The organism is Phormidium sp. CCY1219 (genome assembly GCF_035615515.1).
Classification (GTDB): domain Bacteria; phylum Cyanobacteriota; class Cyanobacteriia; order Cyanobacteriales; family Laspinemataceae; genus CCY1219.
Genome location: NZ_JAJENT010000918.1, coordinates 19,297 through 35,260, shown reverse-complemented (window position 1 = coordinate 35,260; position 15,964 = coordinate 19,297). Strand labels below are relative to the sequence as shown.

4 protein-coding genes are annotated in these 15,964 nt (G+C 53.0%); 1 reads left to right on the top strand and 3 read right to left on the bottom strand.

Annotation, left to right across the window (positions count from 1 at the left end; all coding sequences use genetic code 11):
• Positions 1-75 precede the first annotated feature (75 nt).
• The 3 genes from LKK83_RS30095 to LKK83_RS30085 all read right to left on the bottom strand — a co-directional run bounded on the left by LKK83_RS30095 (position 76) and on the right by LKK83_RS30085 (position 10,106).
• Positions 76-3,780 (bottom strand): cadherin domain-containing protein, encoded by a 3,705-nt coding sequence (locus tag LKK83_RS30095; RefSeq protein ID WP_324635153.1) that lies wholly within the window; start codon positions 3,778-3,780, stop codon positions 76-78.
• A 278-nt stretch (positions 3,781-4,058) separates the two neighbouring features.
• A complete protein-coding gene (locus tag LKK83_RS30090) occupies positions 4,059-5,108 on the bottom strand; it encodes a TIGR03032 family protein (RefSeq protein WP_324635152.1) in 1,050 nt (349 codons plus the stop codon).
• Positions 5,109-5,243: 135 nt separating this feature from the next.
• Positions 5,244-10,106 carry a beta strand repeat-containing protein gene (locus LKK83_RS30085; protein ID WP_324635151.1) on the bottom strand — a complete coding sequence of 1,621 codons (4,863 nt, stop codon included), beginning with the start codon at positions 10,104-10,106 and terminating at the stop codon, positions 5,244-5,246.
• 759 nt (positions 10,107-10,865) lie between these two features.
• Here LKK83_RS30085 and LKK83_RS30080 point away from each other — a divergent pair.
• On the top strand, positions 10,866-15,890 hold the full coding sequence (locus LKK83_RS30080; protein WP_324635150.1) for a CHAT domain-containing protein: 5,025 nt from the start codon (positions 10,866-10,868) through the stop codon (positions 15,888-15,890).
• Positions 15,891-15,964 lie beyond the last annotated feature (74 nt).

The following is a 15,964-nucleotide window of genomic DNA, read 5'->3' as shown; positions in this document are numbered from 1 at the left end:
ATCCCCTTGGCGGCGATCGCGCGGTTTATATAATTTTCGCACTTTGCCTATCGGTGGCTTTGGGCGATAACGCCCCTAGATAACATTGATGTCAAATGCCGCATTCTCTAACATTCCACCTACGCCATCGGACACGGAAAAGATAAAGCGATCGCTCGCGGAGGCTCCAGCCATCGGCGAGAAGAATATCTCAGAATCCCCATCGTCAGCACTCCAGACCGCGTTAGCGCCAGAGAGTTGCGGATAATCGTCATTCATGGCGTTGGCTGTGAGTTGGGTAACGTTGGTGCCGTCGTAGAAGAATATCTCATTGTCGCTACCCCCGTCGATCCCGCCGGAACCGTGCCACACCACATTAGAGTTGGAGATGTGCGGATCGAAGTCGTCGGTATCGTTGGTCGTGAGTTGGGTAACGCTGGTGCCGTCGTAGAAGAATATCTCGTTGTCGAGGCCACCGTCGGTACCGCCAGGCCCGTACCACACCACCTGGGAGCCGGATATCTGGGGAGACTGGTCATTGGTGAGGTTGTTGGTCAGTAAAGTGGTGGCGTTCCCATCGTAGAACGAGATCTCATTGTCGAGGAGCTGTGATGTTTCCCACACCACATTGGAACCGGATATCTGGGGAACCCTATCCGCAACAAGCAGATTCTGGGAAATGTTCCTGCTACTATTCCCGTCGTAGAAAAATATCTCCTCGGTGAGACCATTCAGCCTCACCCAGGCGACGTTAGAGCCAGAAATTGTCGGATCGAAGTCTGGCGTGAGGTTGTCGGAAAGCTGGGTAATGCCGTTACCGTCGTAGAAGAATATCTCGCGATCGAGACCATCGACGCCTTCCCACACTAGATTGGAGCCGGAGATTTGAGGCGATCGGTCGTCGGTGGTGTTGTCGGTAACTTGCCGGGTGGCGTTCCCATCGTAGAAGAATATCTCCCAATCGTTGCCATCATAAGCCTCCCACACCACATTGGAGCCGGAAATCTGAGGATCGAGAGAGTGAGTGTCATTGTAGCGATAGATAGATTTGACGGTGTTGCCGTCGTAGAACATGATATCGCTACTGTCGCCATTATATCGAGACCAGACCGCGTTCGAGCCGGATATCGCCTCTCCAGTATCATTCGTATAATTATGGCTGAGCTTCAGAATCCCGTGGGTGTAAGTTAGGCGATCGCTATCGATATCTGCCTGAGTGAAAGTATCGTTGCCAAATAGCGGCGTGCCGTTTAACTTCAGTTGTCCGTTGGTCGGTGCATTGACGAGAGTATAGGTCAGTTGCGTGGCACTTTGCTCTGGATCGGTGACTTGCAGGAGATTATTGCCAATGCCGACAGTGGCCAACCGATTCACACTCAGGGGTGAATTGGCGATCGCGATCGGCGGTTCGTTGAGGTTATTGAGGGCGATCGTTACGGCTTTATCCACCGTTTGACCCGCCCCATCGGTACTTCGCACAACAATCTGATGAAGATTTTCGGTTTCGTAGTCCAATCTCGTCCCATCGGCCACCGTTATCCGATCGCCAACTATCCCAAACCGACCTCCCGCATTATCCACTAACGAATAAGCGTGGGTGTCGCCGCTATCGGGGTCGGTGGTGGTCATCGTCCCGATTTCCGTCCCATTGGCACTATTCTCATCCACTACGGTATTCGACACCGCCAGATCCGTGGGCGCTTCATTCCGATCCGTCACGGATATGGCAAAGGTTTTATCGAAGGTCAAACCGCGCGCATCGGTGGTGCGAATGGTGAGTTCGCTCTGGTTTCCCGCTTCGTAATCGAGTAAGCTACTATCCGCGACGGCAATCTGCGTCCCGGAAATCGCAAACCGTCCTCCCGCATCATCCACTAGGGAGTAACTGTGAGTATCCCCGGCATTCGGATCTGCCGTGGTCAAGTCTCCCACTACCGTGCCGTTTGCGCTATTTTCGGCAATCGTTGTATTGCCGATCGCAATGTCCGTGGGGGCGGTGTTGGGAAGGGTTTCGCTCACATCGCCAACGCTGACGGCAAAGGCGCGCTCGAAATGATTCCCCCCGGCATCTGTCGTGCGAATGACGATCTCGTGACTGGTCGCCGTTTCGTAGTCCAGTAAGCTCCCATCGGCTACGGTTAATTGATTGCCGGATATCGCAAACCGACCTTCGGCATTATCCAGCAAGCTGTAGGTATGGGTATCGGTGGTATCGGGGTCGGTGGGCGTGATGGTGCCGATCGCGCTGCCGTTGATACTATCTTCCCTAACCACTAGATTAGAAACCGACAAATCTGTAGGCGCTTCGTTCGCATTCTCCACCGCAACGGTTAGGGTCTTGGTAAAGGTATCTCCTGCGGCATCAGTGGTTCTCACTACAATCCGATCGCTCGTTGCGGTCTCGAAATCCAATGCCTCACTATTGGCAACGGTGAGTTGGTCTCCGGCGATCGCGAATCGACCTGATGCGCTATCCACCAATAAGTAACTATGTGTATCTCCCGCATCGGGGTCGGTGGTGGTCAGGGTGCCGATTGCCGTCCCTTCGCTACTATTTTCGGCAATACTGGCCTTGGAAAGCACAATATCCGTGGGCGCGCGATTGGGAATTGTCTCTTTCACCTCGGTGACACTCATGGTAAAGGATTTCTCGAAGGTATTCCCCGCCGAGTCGGTGGTTTGTACGGTAATGCTGTGCGTCTGGTTTGTCTCAAAATCCAGTAACGCGCCATTGGCAACGATAAGTTGATTCTCTTCCAGGGCAAAGCTTCCACCGGCATCGTCGATTAATCGGTAAGTGTGAGTATCTTCAGAGTCGGCATCGGTGGTGGCGAGAGTGGCGATCGGCGTACCATCGCTACTCTTTTCGGCAATAGAGCTATTCGAGAGCAGAATGTTCTCCGGCGCAGTGTTTGCGGGCGTTTCTTCCCCCGGTGGCGTGGTAGGCGTTTCTTCCGCCGGTGGGGGGGTGTGAGTTTGTTCCCCCGAAGGCGGCGTTTCTTCCGCCGGTGGGGGGGTGGGAGTTTGTTCCCCCGAAGGCGGCGTTTCTTCCGCCGGTGGGGGGTTGGGAGTTGGTTCCGCCGGTGGGGGGGTGGGGGTTTCCCCTTGCAAAGGGGCAGGGTCGGACATGGGCCGATCCGGTAATGATGCTTCCGGTTCTTCTGGCGCTTGTACTTGCACTTGCGGTTCTACAGGGGGGTTTCCTCCCCCCGCTTCCAGAATGCTGGGGGAAGAAACATCGAGCAAAATCGCTAAAAATCGGTTCGTGTCTTTGTGTTGAACGATGGTGTGGTTGCGATAAACTCCACTCCCTTGGTAGATATTTAAGCGATCGAAGGTTAACCCGCCGGTGAGTTGCAGTTTATCCTCGGAGGGATTAAAATCCGTGACGATCGCTGCTTGTGCTTCGGTATCGCCGCCGAGGGTGGGGGCGAGGATGTAGGTGTCTCGGTCTTGTCCTCCGGTGACGGTATCGCTACCGAAGTCGAGGAGAAAGGTATCGTTTCCCCTATCTCCTACTAGGCGATCGCTACCCAAACCGCCAAGCATGCGATCGTCTCCCATACCGCCATAAACGATATCGTTGCCCTCATCCCCCTGCAAGCGATCGTTTCCTTCACTACCCCCGAGAAAATCATTGCCATGTCCGCCGATGAGGGTATCATTTCCACTATCTCCATAGAGAATATCGTCCCCTGACTCACCATCGAGAACGTCGTTTCCTTGCCACCCATAGAAAAAATCTGGCGCGCCCATTCCGGTTAAAGTATCTTCAAATGGTGTGCCCTGAATAACTGTCATACTGTTTAAGCGTTTTTAATTGCTACATTCATTGCCGAGCTCATTGATTGCCCGACTTCTTTACTGTTATGCATGACGCTTCGGGAAACTGTCATCGTTTATTTACAAAAGTTTGCAAAAGTGAAATTTTCCTGTTTAAAGAAAATTGGGAATCTCAGAACTGGAATCTGACAAATTCAGCTTGACGAATTAATGGCTTTGTGGTAAGTATTTGAGGCAGAAAAAAGGGAGCGATCGCCCTCCCAGGGATGCTCGTTGCTGCTTTTTATACCCTATTCTCACTTTTGCTGAGTGGGCCAACTGCCAATCGTAATCAGGCGGCAAATTTCATCGGTTTTTACTCCGATCGCCATCGGACGGCGCACCCCCGGTAAAACGGCTACGTCATACAACTCCTCAAATAAACTGCCTTCCAATCGCAACCAATGAACGATATCCCCACTTCGCACATCGATAACCAGCAAACCGCAGCGTGCGTCTGCGCCTTTGTCTTGCAGGGCTTGGTCTAAAGGTAAACCGCTAAACGTCTTATTGTGGCGAGGTTTGGAGATGCCGACTACAGCGAAATCCTCGTAAAACGCCAACCCGCGCAAGTATCCCGGACAAAAGGTAACGGGTTCAAATCGACCAGCGTTGATATCTGCATAACCGAAATATCCCGTCCCGGAATTGAGCAACCACAGTTTATCCCGATACAGACGCGGCGAGTGAGGCATGGAGAGATTGTCTAACAGAATGCGATCGCCCTTCACATCGATAACGCAACCGCCATTGTGCCGTCTGTCGCGCCACCCATCCGCCACATCACTTTGACTAATTGCCGTTACGTAGCGCGGCGTTCCGTTGTCCATCGCTAACCCATTCAAGTGACAGCGATCTTCGGGGGCGAGTTTGGAAATAAACGGCGGTTGCCAGAAGGGGATAAAACTGTGCGTGTGGCTGACAGTTGCCAAGCAGCTAAACAAAGTATTGACAAAAATCGGGGTTTCAGTGCGATCGCGGGCAATATCGTGAATGTCTAAATCGCCAGTGGTATAGGCGAGTTGCGGAACGTAGAGGCGATCGTATCCCTGATGCACTTGTCCCGGTTCTAGGGCATTTTCAAACCGCCACAACTGATAGAGCGAACTCACAAATAATGTATTTGCCGACGCCGATAACCCCATTGGCCGATTGAACGTGCGTTCGAAAATCGATAACCGCCCATTCGGTTGCAACCCGATGAGAAATAGCTTTCCGGTTTGGTAGGTGGTAAAAGCCAGACTGACGTGGTGTTGGTACAGCCACTCGGGAAACTGGCGCGAACCCATAATTTCTAAAGACATCATATCCCTCGCAAATTCAACAGGCGATCGCTCATCTTAACACTCTGATTTGGAGCAACAACCGCTATTTCAGTCGGTTTTTAACCGACTTGAGCTATGAGGCGTGGGATTAATCCCACGCCGGATCTTCGGGAAAAACTAACTAATCGCCTGCGCCACATCTGTATCTACCCACAACAGCGCACCATCGAGAGTGTAAGTGTTATAAGCGTTCGTTCCCGATGAAGTGATACCACCAGATACCCAGCCACCAGTCGAACTCACCGAATTCCCCGCTACCCCATCGACGATTAACCGCGTTAACCCGTTAGAAGTCACATCAGACAGCGCCTTCACATCAAAACTATCCAAAGTGAACTCATTGTTATTGCCATTGAGATTAATAACTTCAATCCCAGATAGTTTATTGTTAGCAATAGCCGTCAAATCCAGAGCGAACCCCCCATCCAGGCGCAGAGTATCCGTTCCGCCACCCCCTTTAATCCGCTGAAACGAGGTATCGCCAATTCCGATTAAATCGTCTCCGATGCCGCCATAAAGCACGTCAGCAGCGCCACCACCGATGAGGGTATCGTCCCCCTGCGCTCCCACTAGCACATCCGCCGCAGTTGTTCCCGCCAACCATTCCGAATTCGTCCCCCCCTGCTGACTCACCGAGTTAGTGAAATTCCCTCCCCAGACAATGTAAAATTCCCCGGCATTGCTATTTCCCCCAGGGTCGGCAAGGTGTGCGCCGACGATCGCATCATCAAAGCCATCACCATTGATATCTCCCGCACTGCTGACTGAGCCACCAGAGTAGTCATTCACCGAAATGCCATTGATAACGAAACCCCCAGTACCGGCAGCGATATCGCTCAAATTCACGGCTGTGCTATCGGTTTTGCCAAACACCACATAGGATTCCCCTGCATAGCTTTTCCCGCCGGGGTCGGCACCCCTCGCCCCGACAATCAGATCGTCCAAACCATCGCCATTCATGTCTCCCACAGTGCTAACCGATCGACCAGAGTCGTCATCAGTATCGATGCCATTGATAACGAACCCCCCACTTCCAGCAGCGATATCGCTCAAATTCACGGCTGTGCTATCGGTTTTGCCAAACACCACATAGGATTCCCCAGCCTCGGTGTTACCGCCCGGGTCGGCACCCCATGCGCCGACAATCAGATCGTCCAAGCCATCGCCATTCACATCGCCGGCACTGCTGACTGAGGCACCAGAGAGGTCACCAGCATCGATGCCATTGATAACGAACCCCCCACTTCCAGCAGCGATATCGCTCAAATTCACGGCTGTGCTATCGGCTTTACCAAATACTACGTAGGATTCCCCGGCAACGTTGTTCCCCCCAGGGTCGGCACCCCATGCGCCGACAATCAGATCGTCCAAACCATCGCCATTCACGTCGCCGGCACTGCTGACTGAGGCACCAGACCTGTCATTCGTATCGATACCATTAATGATAAACCCGCCAGTGCCGGCAGCTATATCGCTCAAATTCACGGTTGTGCTATCGGTTTTGCCAAACACCACATAGGATTCTCCAGCAGCACTATTCCCGCCGGGGTCGGCAAAATATGCGCCGACAATCAGATCGTCCAAACCATCGCCATTTACGTCGCCGGCACTGCTGAGTGAGGCACCAGACCTGTCATTCGCATCAATGCCATTAACGATAAACCCGCCAGTGCCGGCAGCTATATCGCTCAAATTCACGGCTGTGCCATCGGTTTTGCCAAACACCACATAGGATTCCCCCGCCTCGGTGTTCCCGCCAGGTGCGGCACGCCATGCGCCGACAATCAGATCGTCCAAACCATCGCCATTCACGTCGCCGGCACTGCTGAGTGAGACACCAGATAAGTCATCTTCATCGATGCCACTGATGAGGAAACCGCCACTTCCGGCAGCTATATCGCTGAAATCCACGGCGGTGCTATCGGTTTTGCCAAACACCACGTAAGATTCCCCGGCAAAGTTGTTCCCCCCGGGGTCGGCACGGTATGCGCCGACGATCGCATCATCCAAGCCATCGCCATTCACGTCGCCGGCACTACTCACAGGGAGACCGGCGCGATCGCCCCCATCAATGCCGCTATTCCCAAAACCGCCAATCCCTGCCATCACGTCACTCAGTTCGATTCCCGTGGCTGGCAGAGGGATGGTGGCGCGATCGCTGGCAATATCATCTTCTGTGGGGATGAAATTATTCGACGTGGCATCCGGATCTGGCTGGTCTACTGCACTCACTTCTGCGGTATGGACAAGGGTGCCGTAACTCTGCACCCTGCCGCTAATTGTGAGAGTCGCGTTACCTCCACTGGCTAAAGAAGGCACGGTCCAAATCCCGGTATTCTCGTCGTAGGTGCCGCTAGACGGAGTTACCGTCACTCCTTCCATCCCTCCAGGCAAAAGATTGGTGATGGCAATATTCGTTGCTCCAGCCGGACCATTATTCGTCAGTGCTACCGTAAACGTCAGGGTCTCCCCGATCGCCGGTGTGGGATTGCTGACGCTATTGGTAAGCTGTAAGTCCGCATCGGTATTTATAGTCAGAGTAGTTGTCGCCACTACACTCTCTGTAGTGCCATCATTCACCGCAAACGCAATGCTGCGCGGGGTTGCATCTGGCAGGGGATTGCTGTTATTATAGATAACGCTTCGCAGCACTTGCTGGTAGTTCGCCACCGTATCCGTGCCGCTTAAGGTTAAAATGCCCGTGGCCGAATCGTAACTGGCGGTAATATTCGTGCCAGTGGTGGTTGCCCCGAGGGATTCCGCACCTCCATCCAGCAAGTTGGTAATGGTGACGGTAGCCGCACTTAAGGAAGGATTATTAACATCAGTGACCGCGAGACTGCTGCTGTCTACCACCGCCACTGCACCGCTACTGGCGATAAATGTTGCCGCGTAGTCGATGCCTGCCACATTGTTGCCATTCAGGTCTAATTCCGGTGGCGTATTCGGGCCAATATTCAGAGTGGTGGTGGCAACGCTGCTGGATGTGCTGCCATCGGTGACGGTAAATTCGATTGTGCGAGCCAAGGGATTGGGAGAAGCGGCAGTATTGTTATAGGTGAGGCTTCGCAGCACCTGCTGATAGTTGGCCAGAGTATCGGTGCCACTGAGGGTGAGAACGCCATTGCTATAACTGGCGGCGATATTGCCAACAGTTGTGGCACTTAGCACTTCATTCGCACCGTCGAGTAAATTGGTAATGGTGACGGTGGCACCTGTCATCTCGGTGCTATCCACATCGCTCAGACTCAGGGCAACCGCGTCTAGAATCGCCACCGCCCCGGAATTTCCAGTAAAGTTAGTGGAAAAATTGCGATCGCCACCGGGTTCGTCGGCAGTTCCGTCCAAGTCTAACACTGGCGGTTCCGGCGTATCATTAACTGTGAGAGTTAAGTCTTTTTCAAAAGTTAGCCCCTGGGCGTCTGTTACCTGCACGGTAATCTGATGACTGGTAATCTCCTCAAAGTCTAACAAACTCCCATCGGTGACTTGCAGGCGATCGCCCTCAATCGCAAACCGTCCCCCAGCGGTGTCCAGTAACGAGTAACTGTGGGTATCTCCAGCATCGGGATCCCTGGTGGAGAGGGTGGCGACATCGGTGCCATTGGCGCTATGTTCGTCCACACTGGTTTGAGAGAGGGCGATATCGGTGGGGGCTTCATTCACGTTTGTGAGTTCGATCGTCACCACTTTATCGAAGGTCTGCCCTCCGCCATCGGTGGTCTGTACGATAATGTTATGGCTGGCAGCACTCTCAAAATCCAATAACGCGCCATTCCCCACCACCAGGCGATCGCCATCAATGGCAAACCGTCCCCCAGCATCATCGATTAAGCTGTAGCTGTGGGTATCGCCGACATCGGTATCCGTCGTAGATAAAGCGGCAATAACTGTGCCATCGGCACTATTTTCGGCAATATTGGTATTAGAAAGCCCTATATCCGTAGGCGGGTTATTGTTGGTTTCATCGATCGCGTCGGTTACTTCCAGCGTAAAAGATTTCTGGAAGGTATTCCCCGCCGAGTCGGTCGTTTGTACCGTAATATTGTGCGTCTCGGTTGTCTCAAAATCCAATAACTCGCCATTGGCAACAATTAGTTGATTCGCTTGCAGCGCAAAGCGTCCCCCGGCATCATCGAGTAAGCTGTAGCTGTGAGTATCGTTGGCATCCACATCCCTGGTGGAGAGGGTAGCGATACTGGTTCCATCGCTACTATTTTCGGCAATAGAGCGATTCGAGAGCAGAATATCCGTGGGCGCGGTGTTCCCGGGGGTTTGTTCCCCAGGTGGGGGCGTTTCCGGGTCCGAGGGCGCAGATCCGAAAACCGACAGATCGGGCAAGGGCGCTTCCGGTTCTTCTGGCGCTTCGGGGGAGGGTTCTATTCCCGCCGCTTGCAGCATGGTGGGGGTGGGAACCCCGAGCAAAATGGCTAAAAATCGGTTCGTATCTTTATCTTGAATGATGGTATCGTTACGATAAATCCCAATCCCTTGATAGATGTTTAAGCGATCGAAGGTTAACCCCCCGGTGAGTTGCACTTCATCCTCCGAAGGATTAAAATCGGTGACGATTGCCGCTTGCGCTTCCGTGTCGCCGCCGAGGGTAGGGGCGAGGATGTAGGTGTCTCGGTCTTTTCCGCCAGTGACGGTATCGCCACCGAAGTCGAGGAGAAAGGTATCGTTTCCCCCATCTCCCACGAGGCGATCGCTGCCCAAACCGCCGATTAAACTCTCATCTCCCGCACCTCCATACAGGATATCGTTGCCCTCACCCCCATCCAAGCTGTCATTTCCTTGACTTCCCCCCAGCAAGTCATTGCCATTCCCGCCGAGGATGCTGTCATTTCCCTTATCTCCATAGAGAATATCGTCGCCCGCCCCGCCATCGAGGAAGTCGTTTCCTGGCCATGCATATACAAAATCTGCCGCGCTGGTTCCGGTTAAGCTGTCTTCGACTGATGTGCCCTGAATAACTGTCATAATAGTTGAGCGTTTTGCCTTGCCGCCTTCCGGCCTAGGATCGGGGTGAGTGGCACTTTCGCCGTCACTGCCGAGTTTATCGATTTGGCGTATCTCTTTTAGTTATGCATTACCCTTGGGGGAACTGTCATCGTTTATTTACAAGAATTTACAAAAGCTTAATATCCCGCTCTAGGTACAATTAGGCATTGAAGAAATAAAATCGGAAAAAAGTGCTTGACAAGCGGCAAAGGTTATGGTAAGTGCGTGAGGCAAAACAGTCCTTCGACGGCGGGTAACTCATCATCCTGTGCGATCGCGGTGCGCTGCCCAACTCTGGATTTTACCCACCCAAACCGGCAATCCTGGCGATCGCCCTCCTGCGATCCCAAGTTACGCGAACTGTGCGGCAAATTTTGTCAAAACCCGCGTGAGATAAAGATTCCGTCCCTCTGACTTCATCTTCCCGGGAAGGGGATCCTACGAAAGAAACTGAGATCCTCTGCTGGATATGGACAAACCGCGATAGATTGAAAGAACTGGCAGGAATTTATACTCAGCGGGAGAATAAAATTTTTGGTGAAAAAATCGGACTTTACATTTTAGTAATTTTAAGCTTTAATGGGATGACTAACGCCAGAAACCTTCGCAAAGCGCAGGTCAAATAACCCTCCAAACCAGAGGGCAACTCGATTCCCAGACCAGTGGGCATTAAAATTGTCAGGAATGCCGGGTTTGGGTATGCTAAAAGAACAACACTCTCGCCAAGGTGGTTGACTAATGGAAAACCCCAAAGGAAAAAAGTTGGATCCGGCGGGGATTTCCAGTGGACTTTCCCTCCCACAGTGGATGCAGCGAGAATTTTATCGCAGGAGGGAGCAAACGGTGAGCGATCGCGACCATGCCAAACCCCAATCCAAACCCAGGGGCCAAATGCTACAAAATCTCGCCCGCCTTGTGGCGATCGCCTTCTGTTGCATCGACCCGCAGATAGTCCGCGCGCAACCCATCGTTCCCGCCGCCGATGGGACCGGAACCCGCGTCACTCCAGAGGGAAATCGCCTACAGATTACCGGGGGACAAGTCTCCGCAGATGGGGCCAATTTATTCCACAGTTTTACTGAATTTAATCTCCCGGCGCAACACACCGCCAACTTCATCGCCAATCCCCAAATTCTGAATATTTTAGGAAGAGTAACCGGCGCAAATGCCTCGATAATTAATGGCGAAATTCGGATAACCGGGGCAAATGCCAATTTATTTTTAATGAACCCGGCGGGCATTGTTTTTGGCCCGGATGCCCGGTTAAACGTGCCCGGGTCGTTTTTAGCCACCACCGCCACGGGAATTGGCTTTGATTCGGGGTGGTTTAATGCGGTGGGAAATCATAATTATGCGGCATTAGTCGGACCGCCAAAAGCGTTTTATTTTGGCAATCCGCAACCGGGGGCGATCGCCAATTTTGCCGATTTAACCCTCAACCCGAAGCAAAATCTCACGTTATTAGGCGGCACCATTTTAAATACCGGCAGCCTCACCGTTCCTGGGGGCAATATTACCATTGCCTCGGTTCCCGGAACGCAGCGAGTGCGCCTTTCGCAACCGCACCATTTGCTCAGTTTAGAGATAGCCCCCGCAGCACCTCACACCCCCGCTTCTGCCACAGCGATCGCCCCTCTGGCATTACCGGAATTGCTCACCGGGGGCGAGATTTCCCATGCCACGGGCATCCAGGTCAACAGCGATCGCACCATTGTGCTAAGCGGTTCGGGTATTGCGATCGAACTGGGAGATATCGCCCTGTCTCGCACTGACATAAGTGCCGAAACCCTGGGGCTGTGGGCGGCCAATCAGCTCACTTTAAGAGAAAGCCAGATGCAAGCCACTGGGGATTTAACCCTGAAGGCGGGAGAGACCCTGCGCGTGCGCGATAGCCGCGATCGCCCGTTTTTAGCCAGCGCCGGGGGCGATTTGCGGATACAAGGCGATCGCGGCATCGATATTTTAGCCTTGAACGGCATCGGCGAGGTAGAAGGGAGCCGTCGCCTCACCTCACCCTTTCGCGCCCTCGGAGACATCACCTTGGTGAGCGACGGCATCATCTCCGGGGATTCTCACTTTAGCGCGGGCGGCGATTTCGCCATTCTGCAATCCAACGGCAATCCGGGCACCTTCATCAGTTTCTACGATCCGATCGTTACCTCACAAGGAAATGTGACCTTTGGCGACTATACCGGCACCTCCCTGAAAGTAGAAGCCGGCGGGCGGATTACCGGGGTCAATATTACCATCACCGGACCGGATCTCACCCTCGTCGGCAGCGATCCGGATATTGCCATTTTAACCGGGTCAGCCGCCTTAATTTTGCGATCGGGCACTGCCCTCGCTAATGCCCCCAATCTGCCCCCCGATCGCCAAATTTCCGATACCTTATTTAACAGTAGCCCCGTGCCCAGCAGCGCCGGGATTACCGTTAACTCCCTGTCCACTGCAGGCGGTCCGGTCATCTTATCCGCCCCGGGAGATATCGTGACCGGCAACGTGACCACCGACGGCGGCGATATTACGGCAACCAGCAGCAGTGGCAATATTATCGCCGCCGGGGAATTGCGATCGCTCAGCAGCACCGGGGGCGGTAATATTACCCTAGAAGCGGCCAGTACCCTCACCCTCAGTGCGGTGAGCGGGGGGACCGGAAATATTACCCTCACCGGAAACGAAATCAATTTGAACGAAACTGTGACCGGCAGCGGGATTCTGGTGCTACAACCCACCGATACCACCCGGAATATCACCCTCGCTAACACAAGCGATAGCGGTGAGGCAATTTTCGATATCACCAACGAAGAGTTGGCCCTGGTGCAAGATGGGTTTAGCAATATTACCATCGGCGCGACGAATGGGAGTGGCACGATCGCCGTGGCGGAAAGGGTGGAGTTCACCGATCCGCTCACTTTGCGATCGCCAATCGGCCAAGGGGCGATCGCGGTGAACGATAATATTACCCTTTCCGATAATGCCACCTTGGCGATCGAAGCCGCAGAAGCGACAATTCTCAGTGCCGGCATCAGCACCGAAGGGAAACTCACTTTTGGCAACATCTTTCTCAATGCGGATATTGCGTTTACGGCCAGTAACATCACCTTTAATGGCACCGTAGATGGCGATCGCAATTTATCCGTCAATGCCCCCCCGGGAACCGTGCGATTTAACCAACCGGTGGGCGGAACAACTCCCCTCCGCAGTTTGGCGATCGCTGCCGAAACCGTAGAACTCACCAGCGATATCTTTACCGTAGGGAACATGAGCTTTAACGGGGCAGTGCGGTTGTTCGATAATGTAGGATTGACCACCCTGGGTGGGGGAAGGATTGCGTTTGGCCGTACCCTGGACAGCGCAACCAACGCCCGAAACGATTTAATCCTGAATGCCCCAGAGGCCAGTGTGAGTTTTGATGAAGCGGTGGGAAGTGCCGAGGATGGAGCGTTAGGGGCGATCGCGGTGGAAAATGCCGCCAATGTGACCGCCGCCGCCACCATGACCGCCGAACAGATAATCCTGTCCGCAACCGAGGCGATCGCCTTGGGGGATGTGAGTCTTCTCCCTTCCTCGGAACTACCAGCAGGCAGCGTTCTAGAGCTGATTGCCGGCGATCGAATTGCAGTGGGCAATCTTACCGCCGAGGAAGGCAATCTGCGCCTCACCAGTGGCACGAGTACCCTTACCACAAGTGATATTGCATCCCCGGGAGGTGATTTGCAAATTGTCTCCGAGAGTGAGATTACTACCGGGTCTCTGAACACCGCTTCCGCCACCGCATCTGGCGGTGAGATTTCCCTCACTAGCGAATCAGGGGCGATCGCCACCGCCGCGATCGACGCTTCTGGCGCAGTGGATGGCGGTTCCGTCACCCTCGCCACCTGCGAAGCTTGTCCGGAGAGTGTCAGAGAAGAATTAGCCCCCGGGATTGATACGGGGAAAATTACCGCAAATGGCAGTGAAAATAGCGCCGGGAATATACGATTAACAGCACCGGGAGATATTCAAGTCAGCGCGATCGAAGCGCGAGGAACCGTAGGGGGGAGATTGGAGATTGCCACCGATCGCGTTTTCCGGGCGATCGATACCTTTGATGATGGAATCGTTCCCGAAGCAAGTCTGTCGGTGGTCGGAAGTGCGGAAGAAGGCGAGATGCAAATTCGTCACGGAAGCGAAACCGTACAAGCGCCATTTGTAGTAGGAAATGCCACAACCAATGGGACGGCGGGTGCATTGAGTGGTGCGGCAAATAATACGGTTTTGCCATTGCGATCGTTTCCCTTTTCTTTCACTCAAGGGAATATTTCTCTGCTCTCCGCCGCCATTCGACCCGTCGAACCCGTCCCGGATCCGCAACCTTTCCCCACTCCGCAAGAAAGTTTGCCGGAAATTTCCGATGAGTTTGTTAACAATCAGTTAACAAAACCGCCAGAAATTCAGCCGATTGTTGAGCTGGAAAAGCGCCAAAGAATTTTGAGTATTTTACCGAGCGATCGCATTTTGCGAGAACGGCTCGATATAGAGCAAAATTTACGTTTAGCTCGATTGAGAAATTTGCCGCAAGCTATTGAAGGAATTGAAAACCTCCGCCAACAAGAGTTTCAAAACTACTTCCAAGAAGAGTTTACTTTCCAGTTTGTCTCCTTTACAGACATCGTAGAACAACTGCAGGCGATCGCCAATGCCACCAACACCACTCCAGCAATTTTGTACGTTATTTCTAATAGCGAAGCGGTTGATTTACTGCTGGTGACGCCCGACGGAGAACCGATTCATCAAGTGGTTCGCGACGCCGATCGAGCGCAACTCTTGGCAAAGGTTCAAGAATTTTCTTCCGAAATTATCCTTTCGGCGCGATACCAGAATCAGGATTATTTACCCCTCGCTCAACAACTTTATCAGTGGTTGATTGCCCCGATCGCCCCCACATTAGAAGCGCGAGGAATCGACACCATTGCCTTTTCGATGGATGAGGGATTGCGCTTGTTGCCCATCGCCGCCTTACACGATGGCGAACAATTTCTGATTGAGAATTATAGCGTTGGTTTGATTCCCAGTTTAAACCTCACCGATCCCACCTATCAAGATATCAGCAATTTGCCGATTTTGGCAATGGGAGCCTCAGAATTTACCCGCTTAGCTCCCTTACCTGCAGTGTCCCTGGAAATAGACATCATTGCCAACCAACTGTGGGCCGGTGAAGCATTTTTAAATGAAGCATTTACGCTAGAAAATTTACAACGCCAGCGCGCTTCCGAACCCTATAAAATCGTTCATTTAGCCACTCATGCGAATTTTCAGGCCGGGAATCCCAGGAATTCTTATATTCAGCTTTGGGATACGCAATTGAATTTAGCCCAACTGCGGGAATTGGGATGGAACGATCCGCCGTTGTCTTTGTTGGTACTAAGTGCTTGTCGCACAGCCATTGGCAATCCGGAAGCAGAGTTAGGATTTGCCGGGTTAGCGGTACAAATTGGCGCACAAACCGCGATCGCCAGTTTGATTTCCGTCAGCGATGAAGGTACCCTCGCCTTGATGACCCAGTTTTACCAGGCGTTGAAAACCGCCCCCATCAAAGCCGAAGCCCTGCGACAGGCGCAACTGGCGCTGTTAAACAAACAAGTATGGATAGAAGGCGATCGCTTATCCGGAACCAGAGGAACCTTCCCTTTACCCTCAGAACTCATCCAGGGAACTCAGCGAAACTATTTTGACCATCCGTATTATTGGTCCGCGTTTACCCTTATTGGCAGTCCGTGGTGAGCAAAACACCCTCCTGACAATGGATGCGGGCTTTTGGGGTTGCCCCAGTCTCCCCTTTTGAGCCAATATTCGTT

Bases quoted from the DNA above. Each gene is read 5' to 3' on its own strand.
- LKK83_RS30095 (WP_324635153.1), bottom strand. From the start codon at position 3,780: ATGACAGTTATTCAGGGCACACCATTTGAAGATACTTTAACCGGAATG.
- LKK83_RS30085 (WP_324635151.1), bottom strand. From the start codon at position 10,106: ATGACAGTTATTCAGGGCACATCAGTCGAAGACAGCTTAACCGGAACC.
- LKK83_RS30080 (WP_324635150.1), top strand. From the start codon at position 10,866: ATGGAAAACCCCAAAGGAAAAAAGTTGGATCCGGCGGGGATTTCCAGT.
- LKK83_RS30090 (WP_324635152.1), bottom strand. From the start codon at position 5,108: ATGATGTCTTTAGAAATTATGGGTTCGCGCCAGTTTCCCGAGTGGCTG.